Source organism: Mitsuaria sp. GD03876, assembly GCF_029840635.1.
Taxonomy (GTDB): Bacteria; Pseudomonadota; Gammaproteobacteria; order Burkholderiales; family Burkholderiaceae_C; genus Roseateles.
Window position 1 is genome coordinate 14,202 of the sequence record NZ_JAOCCU010000012.1, and the last position, 16,581, is coordinate 30,782.

General features: G+C 69.6%; 17 protein-coding genes and 1 pseudogene. 6 read left to right on the top strand and 12 right to left on the bottom strand.

The genetic code is table 11. The features are described from left to right. Positions 1–24: 24 nt before the first annotated feature. The 6 genes from N5D62_RS09440 to N5D62_RS09465 form a co-directional block, all read right to left on the bottom strand. Complete coding sequence (locus tag N5D62_RS09440) at positions 25–906, bottom strand: D-amino acid aminotransferase (protein WP_279757465.1); 882 nt, start codon at positions 904–906, stop codon at positions 25–27. Positions 907–1,100: 194 nt separating this feature from the next. Further along, positions 1,101–2,267 carry a D-alanyl-D-alanine carboxypeptidase gene (locus tag N5D62_RS09445; RefSeq protein WP_279757466.1) on the bottom strand — a complete coding sequence of 389 codons (1,167 nt, stop codon included), beginning with the start codon at positions 2,265–2,267 and terminating at the stop codon, positions 1,101–1,103. A 24-nt stretch (positions 2,268–2,291) separates the two neighbouring features. After that, a complete protein-coding gene (locus tag N5D62_RS09450; protein WP_279757467.1) occupies positions 2,292–2,927 on the bottom strand; it encodes an alpha/beta fold hydrolase in 636 nt (211 codons plus the stop codon). A 16-nt stretch (positions 2,928–2,943) separates the two neighbouring features. After that, positions 2,944–3,276 (bottom strand): (2Fe-2S) ferredoxin domain-containing protein, encoded by a 333-nt coding sequence (locus N5D62_RS09455; RefSeq protein WP_279757468.1) that lies wholly within the window; start codon positions 3,274–3,276, stop codon positions 2,944–2,946. Beyond that, on the bottom strand, positions 3,273–4,472 hold the full coding sequence (locus tag N5D62_RS09460) for a VanZ family protein (protein ID WP_279757469.1): 1,200 nt from the start codon (positions 4,470–4,472) through the stop codon (positions 3,273–3,275). Before N5D62_RS09460 ends, N5D62_RS09455 begins: the two co-directional genes overlap by 4 nt. 7 nt (positions 4,473–4,479) lie before the next feature. Then, positions 4,480–4,908, bottom strand: coding sequence for a CopD family protein (locus tag N5D62_RS09465; protein ID WP_279757470.1), 429 nt, complete (start codon positions 4,906–4,908; stop codon positions 4,480–4,482). Positions 4,909–5,129: 221 nt separating this feature from the next. Here N5D62_RS09465 and hemB point away from each other — a divergent pair, with 221 nt between their 5' ends. Further along, the gene (gene hemB / locus N5D62_RS09470) at positions 5,130–6,137 is read left to right on the top strand and encodes a porphobilinogen synthase (RefSeq protein WP_279757471.1); all 1,008 of its coding nucleotides are present in this window, start codon (positions 5,130–5,132) and stop codon (positions 6,135–6,137) included. A gap of 31 nt (positions 6,138–6,168) precedes the next feature. Next, positions 6,169–7,257 carry a magnesium transporter CorA family protein gene (locus N5D62_RS09475; protein WP_279757472.1) on the top strand — a complete coding sequence of 363 codons (1,089 nt, stop codon included), beginning with the start codon at positions 6,169–6,171 and terminating at the stop codon, positions 7,255–7,257. A gap of 26 nt (positions 7,258–7,283) precedes the next feature. On the opposite strand, the gene ybeY is transcribed toward N5D62_RS09475, so the two are convergent. Together ybeY and N5D62_RS09485 are read right to left on the bottom strand one after the other, a co-directional pair. Continuing rightward, positions 7,284–7,787: an rRNA maturation RNase YbeY gene (ybeY, locus tag N5D62_RS09480; RefSeq protein WP_279757474.1), complete on the bottom strand. Its 504-nt coding sequence runs from the start codon at positions 7,785–7,787 to the stop codon at positions 7,284–7,286. 338 nt (positions 7,788–8,125) lie between these two features. Continuing rightward, positions 8,126–9,070, bottom strand: a pseudogene (locus N5D62_RS09485) (PhoH family protein); the annotation flags it as partial. Positions 9,071–9,162: 92 nt separating this feature from the next. On the opposite strand from N5D62_RS09485, the gene N5D62_RS09490 reads away from it, so the two are divergent. The 4 genes from N5D62_RS09490 (at position 9,163) to ruvB (ending at position 13,222) form a co-directional block, all read left to right on the top strand. Beyond that, positions 9,163–10,644 carry an ATP-binding protein gene (locus N5D62_RS09490; RefSeq protein ID WP_279757475.1) on the top strand — a complete coding sequence of 494 codons (1,482 nt, stop codon included), beginning with the start codon at positions 9,163–9,165 and terminating at the stop codon, positions 10,642–10,644. A 152-nt stretch (positions 10,645–10,796) separates the two neighbouring features. Next, complete coding sequence (locus N5D62_RS09495) at positions 10,797–11,450, top strand: response regulator transcription factor (RefSeq protein WP_099862712.1); 654 nt, start codon at positions 10,797–10,799, stop codon at positions 11,448–11,450. 112 nt (positions 11,451–11,562) lie between these two features. Then, positions 11,563–12,132 carry a Holliday junction branch migration protein RuvA gene (gene ruvA, locus N5D62_RS09500; protein ID WP_279757477.1) on the top strand — a complete coding sequence of 190 codons (570 nt, stop codon included), beginning with the start codon at positions 11,563–11,565 and terminating at the stop codon, positions 12,130–12,132. Between the two features lie 31 nt (positions 12,133–12,163). Next, positions 12,164–13,222 carry a Holliday junction branch migration DNA helicase RuvB gene (gene ruvB / locus N5D62_RS09505; RefSeq protein ID WP_279757478.1) on the top strand — a complete coding sequence of 353 codons (1,059 nt, stop codon included), beginning with the start codon at positions 12,164–12,166 and terminating at the stop codon, positions 13,220–13,222. Positions 13,223–13,293: 71 nt separating this feature from the next. Here ruvB and N5D62_RS09510 read toward each other — a convergent pair whose 3' ends face one another. The 4 genes from N5D62_RS09510 to N5D62_RS09525 all read right to left on the bottom strand — a co-directional run bounded on the left by N5D62_RS09510 (position 13,294) and on the right by N5D62_RS09525 (position 16,565). Beyond that, positions 13,294–14,250 carry a porin gene (locus N5D62_RS09510; RefSeq protein WP_279757479.1) on the bottom strand — a complete coding sequence of 319 codons (957 nt, stop codon included), beginning with the start codon at positions 14,248–14,250 and terminating at the stop codon, positions 13,294–13,296. Positions 14,251–14,375: 125 nt separating this feature from the next. Beyond that, complete coding sequence (locus N5D62_RS09515) at positions 14,376–15,452, bottom strand: sterol desaturase family protein (protein ID WP_279757480.1); 1,077 nt, start codon at positions 15,450–15,452, stop codon at positions 14,376–14,378. 111 nt (positions 15,453–15,563) lie between these two features. Beyond that, on the bottom strand, positions 15,564–16,241 hold the full coding sequence (locus N5D62_RS09520) for a histidine phosphatase family protein (protein ID WP_279757481.1): 678 nt from the start codon (positions 16,239–16,241) through the stop codon (positions 15,564–15,566). Beyond that, complete coding sequence (locus N5D62_RS09525) at positions 16,242–16,565, bottom strand: DUF1840 domain-containing protein (protein WP_279757482.1); 324 nt, start codon at positions 16,563–16,565, stop codon at positions 16,242–16,244. Positions 16,566–16,581 lie beyond the last annotated feature (16 nt).

The following is a 16,581-nucleotide window of genomic DNA, read 5'->3' on the forward strand; positions in this document are numbered from 1 at the left end:
GATGGGAATCTCAAATGGAGCCGGTCACAGGCTTTGCAAGACCTTGGCCCGCTGGTACGCCTCGTAGAGCCGGGCGTACACCGGGCCCGGCTTGCCGCGCAGCGCGCCGTGGCCCACCGGCTCGTGGTCCAGCCGCGTGACCGGCGCGACCTCCTTGCTGGCGGAGGTCAACAGGATCTCGTCGGCGGTGCTCAATTCGGTCTCGGCGATCGGACGCAGGTTGCAGGCGATGCCGAGTTCCTCGCACAGCTCCTGCAGCAGCCGCACCCGCACGCCCTCGAGCAGCGCCTCGCCCGGCGGCGGCGTCAGCAAGGCCCCGTCGCGCACGATCCAGACGTTGCTGCTCGAGCCCTCGGTCAGGTAGCCCTCGCGGAACAGCAGCGTCTCGTCGGCGCCCTGGTCCGCGGCGAGCTGCCGCGCGAGCACGTTGCCCAGCAGCGAGATGCTCTTGATGTCGCCCCGCTGCCAGCGGAAGTCGCGCGCGGTGACGCAGCTCAGGCCCTGGTGCCGCTGCTCGGGCGACAGCGCGATCGACGGCTGCGTGTACGCGAGCACCGTCGGCTCCAGGTCCCGCGGCATCGCATGGCCGCGCGCGGCGACGCCGCGCGTGACCTGCAGGTAGATGGTCTGGTCCTCGACCTCGGGCAGGTGCGCGACCAGGCTGCGCAACAGGTCCAGCCAGGCCTCGCGTTCGTAGGGGTCCTCGATGCGCAGCGCCTTGAGGCTGCGGCCGAGGCGGTCCAGGTGGTCGTCGACGCGGAACAGCCGGCGCCCGTAGACCGGGATCGACTCGTAGACGCCGTCGCCGAACAGGAATCCGCGGTCCATCACCGGCACCCGGGCATCGCCGAGGCGGCCGAGGTGGCCGTTCAGGTAGCAGGGCAGATCGACCCAGGGCATCGTCATCGGAAGCTCCCGCAGAGTGGTCACGCCGAAGCCACCGACTGTACGCCGCCGGCCCGGCCCGCCAACCCCGGCAAGCGGGGGTCCCTGGCCCGGGCGATCGTCGAATGCGACCGCCACAAGCGACGACGGCCGGCCCGATCGGACCGGCCGTCGCGCTCAGGCGCGGCGGTGGCGGCTCGCCCGCCCTGCGCGCCTTACTTGATCCAGAGACGGATCGCGTCCCAGGCGCGGCCGAAGATGCCGGCCAGCGGCACCTCTTCCTGCACGACCAGCGGCACCTCGGCCACCGGCGCGCCGCCCGAGGTCGTCACCTTCAGCGTGCCCACGCGCTGGTTCAGCGCCAGCGGCGCGACCAGCGGATCGGTGCGCTGGATGTCGGTCTTGAGCTTGCCGCCCTCGCCGCGCGGGACCGCGACGAACACCGCGTCCGCCGCGCCCAGCTTGGCCTGCGGCACGGCGCCCTTCCAGACCTGCACCGTCGTGATGGGCTGGTTCTTCTCGAACAGGCGCACCGCGTCGAAGGCCGCGTAGCCCCAGTTCAGCAGTTTCTGGCTCTCGGTGGCGCGCGCCTCCTTCGAGGCCGTGCCCATCACCACGCTCAGCAGCCGGCGACGGCCGTTGGGCACGTCGCGCTGCGCGCTGACCGCCAGGCAGTAGCCCGCGGCGTCGGTGAAGCCGGTCTTGCCGCCGTCCACCGACGGGTCGCGGCCCAGCAGCATGTTGCGGTTGAACTGGCGGATCTTGTTGAAGGTGTACTCGCGCTTGGAGTAGTACTCGGCGTAGTACTGCGGATAGTCCTGGATCACGTGCGAGAAGATGACCGCGATGTCGCGCGCGGTCGTCTTGTGGCCCGGCGCGGTGATGCCGGTGACGTTGGTGAACGAGGTGTTCTTCAGGCCCCAGGCCTGGGCCTGCTTGTTCATCATCGCGACGAACTGCTCGACCGTGCCGCCCACGCCCTCGGCCAGCGCGACCGAGGCGTCGTTGCCCGACTGGATGATCATCCCGCGGATCAGCTCGTCGACCTTGGGCGTCATCGTCGTGTCGATGAACATCAGCGACGGGTCGCCCTTGCGCTCGTCCCAGGCACGCTTGGAGATGGTCAGCGTCTGGTCCAGCGTCAGGCGCTTGGCCTTGAGCGCGTCGAAGACGATGTAGGCCGTCATCAGCTTGGTCAGCGACGCGGGATCCTGCGGCGTGTCGGCGTCGCGCTCGGCGAGCGTCTGGCGCGTCGTCAGGTCCAGCAGGACGAAGTTGCGGGCCGCGATCTCGGGCGGCGTCGGCGCCTGCGCGGACGCGCCGCTCATCAGGACGCTGGACAGGCCCACGCCGAGGGCCAGGGAAGCTAGGAATCGTTTCATGCGGGAGAAATCCTCAGGGACGCCTCAGCCGCGCATGTCGCCGGCGGCATGCCAGCTGCGCGTCACGAGGCTCTTGAGCAGCGGCAACTGCCCATGGAAGAAATGCCCGACACCGGGCACCACGATGACCGGCAACGCCTGCGGGCGCGCCCAGTCCAGCACCGCGCTCAGCGGCACCACATCGTCCTGTTCGCCGTGGATCACGACGGTATCGGCCGGCACCGTCGCGACGCCGAAGCGGCTCGCGGCCGGGCCGACCAGCGCCAGGCGCTCGGCCGGCGGCTGGACCTGCAGCGCCGCCTGCGACGCGACGAAGCCGCCGAACGAGAAGCCCGCGAGCGCCAGCGGCAGCGCGGCGTCGCGGAACGCGGCGATCACGGCCAGCGCGTCGTCGACCTCGCCGCGGCCCTCGTCCCAGGCGCCCTCGGACTTGCCGATGCCGCGGAAGTTGAAGCGCACCGCGCGGTAGCCCAGGTGCACGAACGCGCGCGCGATCGTCTGCACCACCTTGTTGTCCATCGTGCCGCCCTGCGTCGGATTGGGGTGGCAGATCACCACCACGCCGCGCAGCGGGCCGGCATCGACCGCGGGTTCGTCGACGGCGCATTCGATCTCGCCGGCCGGACCGGCGATCTGTTGGCGCTGGGTCTGTGCATTCATCTGGCGGCGCTCCCGGTCAGCGGCCGATCGAGTCGTCCAGCACCAGCCGGTCGACGACCTCGCCGTGCTTGAGGTGGCGCTCGACGATCTCGTCGATGTCGCTCGCGTCGACGAACGAGTACCAGACCGCGTCCGGATACACGACCGCCACCGGCCCGCCGGCGCAGCGGTCCAGGCAGCCCGCCTTGTTCACCCGCACGCCGCCCTTGCCCGCCAGGCCTTCGGCCTTGACGCGCTTCTTGCAGTGGTCGAAAGCCTCCTGCGCGCCGTGCTGGAGACAGGCGTTCTCGTTCTCGCGCTGGTTCAGGCAGAAGAAGATGTGGCGCTGGTAGTAGCTGGGGGAGCTCATCGTCGGATTGTAGTTTCAGGGTTTTCACCGATCGGCCGTTCGTGCGATCCGTCACGGCCCGCTTGTGCTTCAGAGCGCCCGGATGCCGGCGGCGGATCGGCCGGACGATCGCTCTGCGTCACGCCGTAGAGCAGCCAGGCCAGCGCCGCGAACGGCCACAACCAGCCCACCCATTGCGCCAGCCCGTACATGTTGACGAAGCGGCCCTGCTCCCAGAACTGCAGGCTCTCGAGCAGGTAGGGATCGGCCGGCGCCTCGGCCATCAGCGCGATCAGCGCCGTCAGCACGACCAGGCCCCAGGCGGCGTTCGCGCGCCGCGACAGGAAGGCCGCCAGCAAGGCCAGCACGCCGCCCAGCACCAGGCCGGGGGCGGTCGTCGAGGTCAGCCAGGCCCAGGCATGGTCCGGGCCGAAGTTCAGCAGCGTCGACCAGGCCGTGGTCATCACGCCCAGCGACGCCGCGCCCAGCACCAGCGGCACGCGCCGCCAGCCCGGCCGCGCGACGGACAGCGCCAGCAGGCAGGGCGCGAGCAGGCCCATCGCGATGGCGATCGCCTCCAGGCCGGGCGGCAGCGGCAGGTCGTCGCGGAGTTCGCGGGGGACGAGCTCCCAGGGGGTGTTCTCCAGCAGTTCCTCGGCCCACTCGCGCAGGCGCGGGAAGAGCTGTCCCAGGCCCAGCGGCAACGGCGCCGGGTACAGCAGCCCGACCGGCCACAGCGCCAGCAGCGCCAGCGCGCCGGCGCTGTGCGGCACGAACCAGCGCTCGCGCCAGCCGTTCCAGCGCGCGACGCCGCCCAGCCGCATCAGCACCCAGGCGCAGAGCGCGCCGAGCCAGGCGCCGGCGCTGTTCAACAGGAAATCCGCCAGCGACGGCACCCGGCCGGGGAGGAAGTACTGCAGCGTCTCCATCGCGAACGACAGCAGCGGCACGCCGACCAGCGGCAGCAGCAGCGCGCGCGCCAGGCCACCGCCGCTGCGGATCACCGCCGAGAAACACAGCAGCCCGAGCGGCCAGTAGCCGACGACGTTCACCCAGATGTCGAACTTGCCCCAGTAGCGCGGCCACGGCAGGCCGACCACGCCGGGCCAGGGCAGGCTGGGCGGCAGGCGCCAGGGCCAGAACGGGTACAGGCTGGCGTAGAGCACCAGCATGGCGTAGCACAGGGCCAGCCAGGTGGCGGAACTGCGCCGTTGCATCGCCGGATCAGAACGGCTTGACGACGACCAGGATCACGATGGCCGCGAACAGCAGCACCGAGATCTCGTTGAACACGCGGAACCACTTGTGGCTGCGGCGGTTGGCGATCAACTCGAACTTGCGCAGGAACGCCCGGCACATGTGGTGGTAGCCGATGACCACGACCACCAGCCCCAGCTTGGCGTGCATCCAGCCGTTGCCCGGCCCGCGCCCGATGCCGTAGTAGCCCCACAGCACGAGACCGAAGGCCAGCGCCAGCAGCATCAGCATCGTGCTGAAGCGGTAGAGCTTGTGGGCCATCAGCAGCAGCCGTTCGCGCTCGGCGTGGCTGTCGGCGGGGACCATGGCCAGGTTCACGAAGATCCGCGGCAGGTAGAACAGGCCGGCGAACCACGCGGCGACGAAGATGAGGTGTAGCGCTTTGATCCAGAGCATCGCGGCATTATGGAGGGCGCGAAAAAAAACCCCGGCTTCACAGCCGGGGTCGGAAAGCCTTATCGCTGTCATCACGTTAAGGCTCCTGCTCAGGGAGGAAAAGCAGGGAATGACAACCGAGCGGCTATCATTCAGGAGCGACTTTAACAGATCTGCCGAATTTCGGAATCTACGTCCTTGTACGTAGTTGCCCCCTGAACCGGTGGTATTTCTCGGAAACCATGCAACTTCCCGCACCTTATCCCGCCAGCCGCCCCCGTCGCCTGCGCCGCGATGCCTACACCCGGGCGCTGGTCCGCGAACACCGCCTGCACGCCAGCGACCTGATCTTTCCAGTCTTCGTCCACGAGGGCGAGAACCGCGTCGAACCGATCGCGTCGATGCCGGGCGTGTCCCGGCTGAGCCTGGACAAGCTGCTGCCGGTGGCCGAGGAATGCGTCGAGCTGGGCATCCCGGTGATGGCGCTGTTCCCCGCGATCGACCCGGCGCTGAAGACGCCCGACGGCATCGAGGCGACCAACCCCGACGGCCTGATCCCGCGCGTCGTGCGCGCGCTCAAGGAGAAGGTGCCCGGCCTGGGCGTGCTGACCGACGTCGCGCTGGACCCGTACACCAGCCACGGGCAGGACGGCGTGCTCGACGAGCAGGGCTACATCCTGAACGACCGCACCGTCGAGCTGCTGAAGGCGCAGGCGCTGGTCCAGGCCCAGGCGGGCGTGGACATCGTCGCCCCCAGCGACATGATGGACGGCCGCATCGGCGCGATCCGCGCCGCGCTGGAGGCCGACAGCCACATCCACACGCGGATCATGGCCTACAGCGCCAAGTACGCCAGCGCCTTCTACGGCCCGTTCCGCGACGCGGTAGGCTCGCGCACCAACCTCGGCAAGGCCGACAAGAAGACCTACCAGATGGATCCCGGCAACGGGGACGAGGCGCTGCGCGAAGTCGGCCTGGACCTGGCCGAGGGCGCCGACATGGTGATGGTCAAGCCCGGCCTGCCCTACCTGGACATCGTGCGCCGCGTGAAGGAGGAGTTCCGCGTCCCGACCTTCGCCTACCAGGTCAGCGGCGAGTACGCCATGATCAAGGCCGCCGCCGCCAACGGCTGGCTGGACCACGACGCGGTGATGCTCGAGGCGCTGCTGGCCTTCAAGCGCGCCGGCGCCGACGGCATCCTGACCTACTTCGCGATGGACGCCGCGCGGCTGATCCGGGCCGGCGCCTGAGCCGCCGGCACGCCGGCTGCCCGCCCCGCGCATGCGCCTCTTCCATCTCAGCGACTCGATCTACGAGGAACTCGCCGCGCTGCCGGAGGACCTGCCTGCCGAAGGTTTCCTCTGGATCGGCCTGCCCCGGCGCGAGTTCGAGCTCCAGCTCGGCACGGTGCAGCAGCGGCTGATGCGCTGGACCGGCGCGCAGCTGCTCGACCTGCATGTCTCCGACCTGCTGAACCCGCAGCTGCCCTCGCACTTCGACTACACCAGCTCGTACGACCTGATGGTGTTCCGCCGGCTGGCGACGATGCCGGGCAGCCAGCAGTACCTGTCGGACGACGAACCGCGCAACGCCGCGGGCGTGGACGAGGCGCTCAAGGCGATCGACACCAGCCCGGTCGGCTTCGCCGTCTTCGACCGCGTGCTGATCACGGTGCATCCCGGCGAATGCTCGCTGCGGGACTACTTCGCCGGCAAGCTCGGCGCGCAGCAGGAAGGCCGCGACCTGCGCGGCAGCAGCCGGCTGCCGGCCAGCCCCGCCGAGCTGATGCTGCGCATGGTCAACCACATGGTCGACAGCTACCTGGACCTGCGCCGGCTGCTGACCCGCCAGCTGACCACGCTGCAGAACCTGCTGCTGCGCGGCCACTTCCGCGACTGGCCGGTCGTGCTGCATGCGCGCGACACGCTGTCGCGGCTGGAGGACCTCTGCGAGGACCAGCGCAGCGCGGTGCAGGAGTGGATCGACGCGCTGGGCGAATGGCCGGTCGGCGACGCCCGCGAGGAACGCGAGCGCGAGCTGCTGCGGGTCCGCTCGCGCGACGTGCTGGAGCACATCGAGCGCGTGCTCACCCATGTGCGGCGGCTGGAGACCTCGGCGGAGACGTCGGTGCAGATGCACTTCTCGCTCACCGGCGAGCGCACCAACAACATCATGCGCACGCTGACGGTGCTCACGGCGATCTTCCTGCCGCTGAACCTGATCACCGGCATCTTCGGCATGAACTTCGACAACCTGCCGCTGATCCATGCCGCCACCGGGTTCTGGATCGCCGTCGGCGTGATGGTCGCCATCGCGATCGCGCTGGGCGCCTTCTTCTGGCGCAAGCGCTACCTCGGCACGCAGCAATAGCGCCTCGCCTGGCGCCAGGCCTTCGCCTAGCGCTTCGCCTTCGCCTTGGGCTTGGCCTTCTTGCTTTCCTTCGCGGGCTTCGCCTTCGACGCCGCGTAGGGATCGGCGAAACCGAGGCCGACCATGATCTCGGTCTCGCGCGCTTCCATGCACTCGGCCTCGTCGTCTTCCTCGTGGTCGTAACCCTGCGCGTGCAGCGTGCCGTGGACCAGCATGTGCGCGTAGTGCGCCGCCAGGTCCAGGCCCATCTCCCGGGCCTCGCGCTCGACGACCTCGGCGCAGATCACCAGGTCCGCGGCGACGACCGGTTCGTGCGTGTAGTCGAAGGTCAGCACGTTGGTCGCGTAGTCCTTCGAGCGGTACTCGCGATTGAGCGCCTGGCCCTCCTCGGCATCGACGATGCGGACGGTGATCTCGCCGGGCAGCTCCAGCGCCGCGCGCATCCAGCGGATCACCTTGTGCCTCGGCAGAGCCGCCTTGTGGCGCGGATCGGCGAATTGCAGCGACAGGCTCAGTTCCGGACGGCTCATCGGGCGGCTCCCTTGCGGACGGCCTTGGCCGCGGGCTTCTTCGCGGCGGGCGCCTTCGCGACGGCCTTCCTGGTGGCGGGCTTCGTCGCGACCACGGCCTTCGCAGCCACCTTCTTGGCGACGGCCTTCTTCGCAGAGGGCTTCTTCGCAGCGGGCTGCTTGGCGGCGGGCTTCCTGGCGGCGGGCTTCGGCGCGGGCGCTGGCTCGTCGTCGAAGCGCATCGTCTCCTCGCGCAGCCGCAACGCGCGCATCCGGCGCTCCTCGCGTTCCTCGGCGAAGCGGGCCTCGCGTTCCTGCTGCTCGCGCGCTTCCTCGCGCGCCAGCACGTCCGCGCGTTCCTCGTAGGCCTGGACGATCCGCGCCACCAGCGGATGGCGCACCACGTCGGCCCGGGTGAACCGGGTGATGGCGATGCCCTCGACGCCGTCGAGCACCTGCTCCGCGTCGACCAGCCCGCTGTGCATGCCGCGCGGCAGGTCGATCTGGCTGGTGTCGCCGGTGACCACGCACTTGCTGCCGAAGCCGATGCGGGTCAGGAACATCTTCATCTGCTCGGGCGTGGTGTTCTGCGCCTCGTCGAGGATCACGAACGCGTGGTTCAGCGTGCGTCCCCGCATGAAGGCCAGCGGCGCGATCTCGAGCTGGCCCTTCTCGAAGGCCTTGGTCACGCGGTCGAAGCCCATCAGGTCGTACAGCGCGTCATACAGCGGGCGCAGGTAGGGATCGACCTTCTGCGTCAGGTCGCCGGGCAGGAAGCCCAGGCGCTCGCCGGCCTCGACCGCAGGGCGCGTCAGGATGATGCGCTGCACCGACGACCGCTCCAGCGCGTCCACCGCGCAGGCCACCGCCAGGAAGGTCTTGCCGGTGCCGGCCGGACCGATGCCGAAGCTGATGTCGTGCGACAGGATGTGGCGCAGGTAGCCGTGCTGGTTGGCGGTGCGGCCGGCGAGGTCGGCGCGGCGGGTGCGCAGCACGACCTGGCCATCCTCCTCGCCCTCGGTGCCGGACCTGGCCGGCGCGGCCACGTCGTTGGCCGCCTCGACGATGGACAGCCGCAGGCTCTCGGCCGGGATGGCGCGGTCGGCGCGCGCGTACAGCGCTTCCAGCAGCACCAGCGTGCGTTGCGCGGCGACGCGCTCGCCTTCGATGTTGAAGTGCTCGGCGCGATGGGTGATGCGCACCGTCATGGCCGCCTCGATCTGGCGAAGATGCTCGTCCAGCGGGCCGCACAGGTGCGACAGGCGCCGGTTGTCGGCGGGGGTGAAGGCGTGGCGCAGGTTCAAGGCGGCGCGGGCTCCGTATTCAGGGGGGTTGAGGGTGGTATTGTCGCGCGCCGCCGCGCCGCGCGCCTGTCGCGCCTGCACAATCGCCCCCCATGCAGCGGACCATAGAACAACAGGGACACCCCATCGGCCGCGACATGGCCGTGCCGGCGCAGGGAAGCGGCTCGAGGCGCATGGCCGCGGGCGTCGCCGCGGCGCTGTCCCTGGCCGTGCCGGTCTGCCTGGCGCAGGTGGTGGCCGGCGCGACCGGCGCCGGCAACGCCGGCGACAGCGGTCCGTTCGCGGTGGCGTGGGGCAAGCTCGCGCCGCTGCTCGCCTACGGCCTGCAGTCCGCGCTGGTGCTGATGGCCTTCGTGCTGGGGCTGCTGATCTGGCAACGCCGCGCGCAGCGCCACATCGGCTGGCTGCTGGCGCTGATGCCGGGCTGGATCGTCATGGTCGGCCTGGCGCCGCTGACGCCCTGGCCGGCGGCGATCGCCGTGGTCCTCGCGCCCTGGCTGCTCTGGTGCGCGGTGCATTACCTGATGCGACGCCTGCGCCGCCGCGACCGCCGGCTGCATCGGCTGCTGATGGCGCAGGCGCTGCTGTTCCCCGCCGCGCTGCTGCTGCCGGTGCCGTCGGCGCGGGTGGCGGCGTTCGCGCTCTGGTGGCTGGGCGCGCAACTGCTCGTCGCGATGGCCTGGCACCTGTGGAACCTCTGGCAGGACATGTTCCTGCCGACGCTCGAGGAGCGTTACCCGAGCGCCGATTTCGTCGTCAGCTGCGCGCTGGTCGGCTTCGGCGCGCTGGCGATCCTGTGCGCGTGGGCGCTGCCCGGCAGCGGGCTGGCCGGCATCCTGGCGCCGCTGTCGCTGATCGGCCTGGGCCTGCACCGGGTGCGCGAGTTCGCCCGCGCGCTGACGCAGTCGGAGCTGGCCGTGCTGCAGGGCGAGCTGCGCCTGCAGGAACGCATCGCCGAACTGGAGCGCCACTTCGACCAGGTCGCCGAGGCCAAGCTCGAGCAGGTCACCGAGCGCGAGCGCAAGCGCATCGCCGCCGACCTGCACGACGACCTCGGCGCCAAGCTGCTGACCATCGTGCATACCAGCGAATCGGACCGGATCTCGACGCTCGCGCGCGAGGCGCTGGAGGAGATGCGGCTGTCGGTGCGCGGCCTGACCGGCAAGCCGGTGCAGCTGCTGGACGCGCTCGGCGACTGGCGCGCGGAGGTGGTGTCGCGGCTGGCGCAGGCCAACATCCTGGCCGAGTGGAAGTCGCCGGCCGAGGACATCGAGCACACTTTCCCCGCCCGCGCCTACGTGCAGACGACGCGCATCCTGCGCGAGTCGGTCAGCAACATCATCAAGCACAGCGGCGCCACGCATTGCGTGATCGGCTGCTCGGCGCAGGACGGCTACTTCTCGGTCGTGATCCAGGACAACGGCCAGGGCATCCCGCTCGAGCTCGAGGGTCGCCTGGACAAGGGACATGGCATGGCCAGCATGAAGGCGCGCGCCAAGCAGATGCATGGCCAGTGCCTGGTCGAGTCCGGACCCGGCTGGGGCACCGTGATCCGGCTGACGATCCCGCTCTGATCGCGTCGACAGGGCCCGCGGCGTGATCCATTGCCGCGCGCGCCACACTCGGGCGTTGTCCAGGATGGTCAGCCCGGCGAGAAAGCCGTACCGTTGCATCCACCCGCCAGGTTCCCCGGCGGTGTCGCATTCCTGAGCAAGAATCCCGCGCCATGAACCACATCCTGCTCCTCGAAGACATTCCCGAGATCCGCGCCTGGCTCAAGGTCCTGGTCAAACAGGTCTTCGCCAACGCGGTCGTCACCGAATGCTCGCGCGTGCAGGACGCCCTGCAGCAGGTCAACACCCAGCGCTTCACGCTGGCGCTGCTGGACCTGGGCCTGCCCGACGGTTCCGGCGTCGACGTGATCTCGGCGCTGCGCGAGAAGCAGCCCGAGGTGCAGTCCGTGATCGTCACCATCCACGACGACGACGAGCACCTGTTCCCCGCTCTGCAGGCCGGCGCCTTCGGCTACCTGCTCAAGGAGCAGTCGCGGGAACTGCTGGTCGAGCAGCTGCAGCGCATCAGCCAGGGCGAGCCCCCGCTGTCGCCGTCGATCGCGCGCAAGGTCATCGCCTACTTCACCTCGCAGCGCCGGCCGCAGGCGGCGCAGGTGCTGCACGAGGTCTCGCTGACCGACCGCGAGACCGAGGTGCTGCTGCGCGTGGCCAAGGGCTTCACGCTGCCGGAGATCGGCGTGCAGCTGGGCCTGTCGCGCCACACGATCGCCGACTACGTCAAGCAGATCTACCGCAAGCTCAACGTGAGCTCGCGCGCCGAGGCCGCGCTGGAAGCGCAGCGCCTGGGCCTGTTCGGCCGCAACTGAGCGCCCGGACCACCGCTCGGGCGATCGCCGCGGGCACGGCCCCGGGAAAATACTGGACGGATATCCAGCAAAACGCCGTCGAACGACCGGCGAACGCGGATAATCCCCGCCCATGATCGGCAAGCTCACCGGCGTCATCGCGGAAAAATCGCCTCCGCAGGTCCTCATCGACGTGCAAGGCGTCGGCTACGAAGTCGACGTGCCGATGAGCACCTTCTTCAACCTGCCGGGCCTGGGCGAACGCGCGTCGCTGCTGACGCACCTGAGCATCCGCGAGGACGCGCATGTCCTGTTCGGCTTCCTGACCCCGGAGGAGCGCAGCACCTTCCGGCTGCTGATCAAGATCAGCGGCGTCGGGCCGAAGATGGCGCTGTCGCTGTTGTCCGGCATGTCGGTGGGCGACCTGGCGCAGGCGGTGTCCAAGCAGGAGGCCGGCCGGCTGGTGAAGGTGCCGGGCATCGGCAAGAAGACCGCCGAGCGGCTGCTGCTGGAGCTCAAGGGCAAGCTCAGTCCCGACCTGTCGCTGCCGGTCTCGGTGGCCAACGACGCGCAGGCGGACATCCTGCAGGCGCTGGTCGCGCTGGGCTACAGCGAGAAGGAAGCCGGCGCCGCGCTGAAGACGCTGCCGGCAGATGTCGGCGTCAGCGAAGGCATCAAGCTGGCGATGAAGCACCTGTCGTGACCCGCGCCACCGCCTCCCACCCGCCTTTGCCATGAGCATCCAGACCGACGATTTCACGCCCGCGCCGCAGCAGGCCCGCCTGATCAGCGCGCATCCGGCCTCGCCGAACGAGGACGCGATCGAGCGCGCGCTGCGGCCCAAGCTGCTCGACGAGTACGTGGGCCAGGCCAAGGCGCGCGAGCAGCTGGAGATCTTCATCGGCGCGGCCAAGAAGCGGCGCGAGGCGCTCGATCACGTGCTGCTGTTCGGGCCGCCCGGCCTGGGCAAGACCACGCTGAGCCACATCGTCGCCGCGGAACTGGGCGTCAACCTGCGCCAGACGAGCGGGCCGGTGCTGGAGAAGCCCAAGGACCTCGCCGCGATCCTGACCAACCTCGAGCGCAACGACGTGCTATTCATCGACGAGATCCACCGGCTGTCGCCGGTCGTCGAGGAAATCCTGTATCCGGCGCTGGAGGACTACCAGATCGACATCATGATCGGCGAGGGCCCGGCCGCCCGGTCGATCAAGCTGGACCTGCAGCCGTTCACGCTGGTCGGTGCCACGACCCGCGCCGGCATGCTGACCAACCCGCTGCGCGACCGCTTCGGCATCGTGGCGCGGCTGGAGTTCTACACGGCCGAGGAGCTGCAGCGCATCGTGACGCGCTCGGCGTCGCTGCTGGGCGCGGCGATCGAGCCGGCCGGCGCGCTGGAGGTGGCGCGGCGTTCACGCGGCACGCCGCGGATCGCCAACCGGCTGCTGCGCCGCGTGCGCGACTACGCCGAGGTCAAGGCCGACGGCACCATCACCCGCACGATCGCCGAGAAGGCGCTGGCGATGCTGGATGTCGACCCGCTGGGCTTCGACCTGATGGACCGCAAGCTGCTGGAGGCGGTCGTGCATCGCTTCGACGGCGGACCGGTGGGGCTGGACAACGTCGCCGCGGCGATCGGCGAAGAGCCCGGCACGATCGAGGACGTCATCGAGCCCTACCTGATCCAGCAAGGTTTCCTGCAGCGCACGCCGCGCGGCCGGATCGCGACGCTGGCGGCCTACCGGCACCTGGGCGTCGCGCCGCCGAAGCAGGCCGGGCAGCTGTTCGATTGAGACCGCCTGCTTCGGCGGCCCAATGAAAAAAGGCGCTCCGAAGAGCGCCTTTTTCATGTCCGATCCGAGGATCAGAAGTTGTGGCGAACGCCCAGGGCGAACGAGCTCAGGTCGTCGACCTTGTTCGGGGTGTTGGCGTCCACGGCGGTGTAGAACGCGTACACCTTGGTGCGCTTGCTCAGGTTGTAGTTGTAGGCCAGCGTGTACTGCTTGCCACCGTTGCGACCGTTGTTGAACGAGTAGGCACCGGCCTTGGTACCACCGACGTTCAGGTGGAATTCGGACTGGCCCATCGTGTACATCACGGCGGCGCGGCCGATCCAACGGTTGTCCTTCGCGCCCGGCGACTGAGCCGTGCCCGACTCTTCGCGTTGCAGGTAGCCGCCGAAGGTGAAGGCGCCCAGTTCGTACAGGCCGCGGAACGCGTACTGCTTGGCCGAGCCTTGCTTGCTGTAGCCAGCGCCCAGGTGCAGGGGGCCCTGGTCGTAGTTCAGCGCCACGTCGTAGCCGCGCGGATCGACGCCTTCGCCGGCATGGATGGCGAACTCACCGTTGAAGCCGTTGATGTTCGGGGTGAAGTAGCCGACCTTGTTGGTCTGCGTGAAGCCAGCGCCCGAGTACAGCTTGTCTTCCGACGTGCCGGTGTCGTGGTTGTGCATCGACACGTAGTCGGCGGTGGCGTAGTAGGAGCCCGGGGTCCAGCGGCCCAGGCGCACGGCGCCGAAATCGCCGGCCAGCTGCACGCTGGCTTCACGGTTCCAGAAGGCGGTCGCGTTGGTCTGCTTGCCGTCGTCCGAGTTCAGGCCGTGTTCCAGCGCGAAGCTGGCCTTCAGGCCGCTACCCAGGTCTTCGGTGCCCTTGAAGCCCAGACGCGAGTTGTTGTTGATCATCGAGGCAACACGGTCGTTGTTGCCACGCTTGATGCTTTCCACCGAGGTGTTGATGCGGCCCCAGAGCGTGACGGAGCTCTGCGCGAATGCCGGAACGGAGAGAGCCGCGATGGCCGCAGCGAATGCAATCTTTTTCATACCCACCTTCATCAGTTGGAGGTTTCAGCCGGTCTGGCTCAATGGCTTTACTGCAAGGTGTGCGGAGTATAGAAGTGCGTTGCACGCACCCATAACAGCCGACGCGAAATTGCAACAGTTCCCCGTTAGGGGTGGTCCGGAGTGACGGAAGGCGTCATCAGCCGCGCCGTCAGGACCTGCCCCGCCAGGAGCGCGGCCAGCACGGCGAGCTGCTCGAGCGTGCTCAGCCGGTGGGCCTGCCAGAGGAACAGCGCGATCCCGCCGAGCAGCGCCACGAACATCGCCGCCGCCGCGACAGCGTGCGAGGACGCGACCTTCGGGTCGAACAGCGGCCGCGCCTGGGGGTCGTAGCCGGGCGCTATGCGCGCGCCGATCCCGGGTTCCCAATGGGCGGGCTCCCACCACAGGCGGAGCTTGTCGCGCCAGCGCGGCGCGCGCCGGGTCTTGGCCAGCAGCTTGGCGTAGACCTGCACGTTGGCGGTCCACGGGTTCCAACTGCGCAGCGCGTCGCGGGTGCCGTAGACGCAGGGCTCGCGGTCCAGTTCTTCCTGGAAGCTGCCGAACATCCGGTCCCAGATGACGAGGATTCCGCCGTAGTTGCGATCAAGATAGGGGTCGTTGACGGCGTGATGCACGCGATGGTTCGACGGCGAGCAGAACCAGCGGTCGAACCAGCCAAGCTTGCCGATCTGCTGCGTGTGCACCCAGAACTGGTACAGCAGGTCCACCAGCGCGACCACCGCGTAGACCAGCGGCGGGAAGCCCAGGATCGCCATCGGCATGTAGAAGATCCAGCCCACCAGCCAGCCGCTGCCGGTCTGGCGCAGCGCGGTGGACAGGTTGTAGTCCTCGCTCTGGTGATGGACGGCGTGGGCGGCCCAGAGCAGCGCGGTGGTGTGCCCGAGCCGGTGGTGCCAGTAATAGAGGAAGTCGTAGAGCAGCAGCCCGGTCAGCCAGACCCACCAGGCGCCGGCGTCGAGCCGGGCCAGCGCCGCATGCTCGAAGACCCAGGTGTAGATCCCCAGCGTGAACAGCTTGGTCAGCACGCCCACCACCTGGCTGAGCATGCCCAGCGCGATGCTGCTGATGGCGTCGTTGAGCCGGTAGGTGTTGCGGCCGCGGCGCACGCCGATCCAGTATTCGAGCCCGATCAGGGCGAAGAACACCGGCGTGGCCAGCACGATGATCTGTGCGTCGGTCATGTGTCTCCTCAACGGGGCGCTCGATGCGGCGCCTCTCTTCGAGCCCCTCTTCCGCCGGCGGGATCTTCCGCTGGCGGCGGGGAATGGGAACGAGCGTCGGCCGCCGGCCGCTCAGGCCTTGGCCGTCTGCGCGGCGGCGGGCAGGAAACCCGGCACGCCGGGGTCGTCCAGCGTCAGGCCCTGCAGGTGCTGGTCGTCGTTCCAGCCGACCAGCGTGAAGCCCTGTGGCGAATGCAGCAGCCGGTTGACGCTGGCATTGCCCAGCACCCAGCTGCGCGGCGCCTGCAGGTCGATCCGGGTGGCCGCCCGGTACAGGCAGTCCAGCACGCCGCCGTGCGCGACGACCGCGATCGTCTGCCCCGCGTGCGCGGCCGCCAGCTCGGAGACCACCGCGATGCAGCGCGCATACAGCGCGGTCAGGCTTTCACCGCCCGGGGGCTCGAACGCCGGGTCGCGCTGGCGCCAGCGCAGCGCGTCCTCGGGAAATCCGGCCTCGATCTCGGTCCAGAGCTTGCCCTCGTGCACGCCGAAGGCGCGTTCCCGCAGGCGAGTGTCGAGCCGGACCTCGAGGCCGTGCGGCGCCGCCACGTGCCGCGCGGTGACCGCGGCGCGATCCAGGTCGCTGGCGTAGACCGCGTCGATCGGATGGTCGGCCAGCGCGGCGCCGAGCCGCTCGGCCTGGCGCTCGCCGAGCGCGTTCAGCGGCAGGTTCAGGTGGCCTTGCAGCCGGCCTTCGCGGTTCCAGGCGGTCTCGCCATGCCGGATCGCCAGGATCAGGGTCGATTCCACTCAGACGCCCCAGACCACGTCGGCATCGGCGGCCTGCGAGGCCCGCATCAGCTCCAGCAGCGGCCACAGGCGCTGGCGCAGCATCACCTCCGGACGCGGCGGCGGCTTGCGGCCGTCGGCCCGGGCCTCCTCGGCGGCGCGGTCCAGCACCTCCTGCTCCTGGGCGATCGCGGCCTCGCCGCGCGCGATCAGCGCCGGGAGCTCCGCCTTCTGGAAGATGCCTTGCGGCGATGCGCTCCGGCCCAGCGCTTCCAGCGCCTGGTCGCCATGGGCGGCCAGCATGATCACGTCCGCACCGGCCTTCGACTTGAACTTGTACAGCACGCTTGTCTCCCGGCCG

What these genes read in the sequence shown, in the direction of transcription:
- N5D62_RS09440 (WP_279757465.1), bottom strand. Translation starts at nt 906, where the DNA reads ATGACGATGCCCTGGGTCGATCTGCCCTGCTACCTGAACGGCCACCTC.
- N5D62_RS09445 (WP_279757466.1), bottom strand. Translation starts at nt 2,267, where the DNA reads ATGAAACGATTCCTAGCTTCCCTGGCCCTCGGCGTGGGCCTGTCCAGC.
- N5D62_RS09450 (WP_279757467.1), bottom strand. Translation starts at nt 2,927, where the DNA reads ATGAATGCACAGACCCAGCGCCAACAGATCGCCGGTCCGGCCGGCGAG.
- N5D62_RS09455 (WP_279757468.1), bottom strand. Translation starts at nt 3,276, where the DNA reads ATGAGCTCCCCCAGCTACTACCAGCGCCACATCTTCTTCTGCCTGAAC.
- N5D62_RS09460 (WP_279757469.1), bottom strand. Translation starts at nt 4,472, where the DNA reads ATGCAACGGCGCAGTTCCGCCACCTGGCTGGCCCTGTGCTACGCCATG.
- N5D62_RS09465 (WP_279757470.1), bottom strand. Translation starts at nt 4,908, where the DNA reads ATGCTCTGGATCAAAGCGCTACACCTCATCTTCGTCGCCGCGTGGTTC.
- hemB (WP_279757471.1), top strand. Translation starts at nt 5,130, where the DNA reads ATGCAACTTCCCGCACCTTATCCCGCCAGCCGCCCCCGTCGCCTGCGC.
- N5D62_RS09475 (WP_279757472.1), top strand. Translation starts at nt 6,169, where the DNA reads ATGCGCCTCTTCCATCTCAGCGACTCGATCTACGAGGAACTCGCCGCG.
- ybeY (WP_279757474.1), bottom strand. Translation starts at nt 7,787, where the DNA reads ATGAGCCGTCCGGAACTGAGCCTGTCGCTGCAATTCGCCGATCCGCGC.
- N5D62_RS09490 (WP_279757475.1), top strand. Translation starts at nt 9,163, where the DNA reads ATGCAGCGGACCATAGAACAACAGGGACACCCCATCGGCCGCGACATG.
- N5D62_RS09495 (WP_099862712.1), top strand. Translation starts at nt 10,797, where the DNA reads ATGAACCACATCCTGCTCCTCGAAGACATTCCCGAGATCCGCGCCTGG.
- ruvA (WP_279757477.1), top strand. Translation starts at nt 11,563, where the DNA reads ATGATCGGCAAGCTCACCGGCGTCATCGCGGAAAAATCGCCTCCGCAG.
- ruvB (WP_279757478.1), top strand. Translation starts at nt 12,164, where the DNA reads ATGAGCATCCAGACCGACGATTTCACGCCCGCGCCGCAGCAGGCCCGC.
- N5D62_RS09510 (WP_279757479.1), bottom strand. Translation starts at nt 14,250, where the DNA reads ATGAAAAAGATTGCATTCGCTGCGGCCATCGCGGCTCTCTCCGTTCCG.
- N5D62_RS09515 (WP_279757480.1), bottom strand. Translation starts at nt 15,452, where the DNA reads ATGACCGACGCACAGATCATCGTGCTGGCCACGCCGGTGTTCTTCGCC.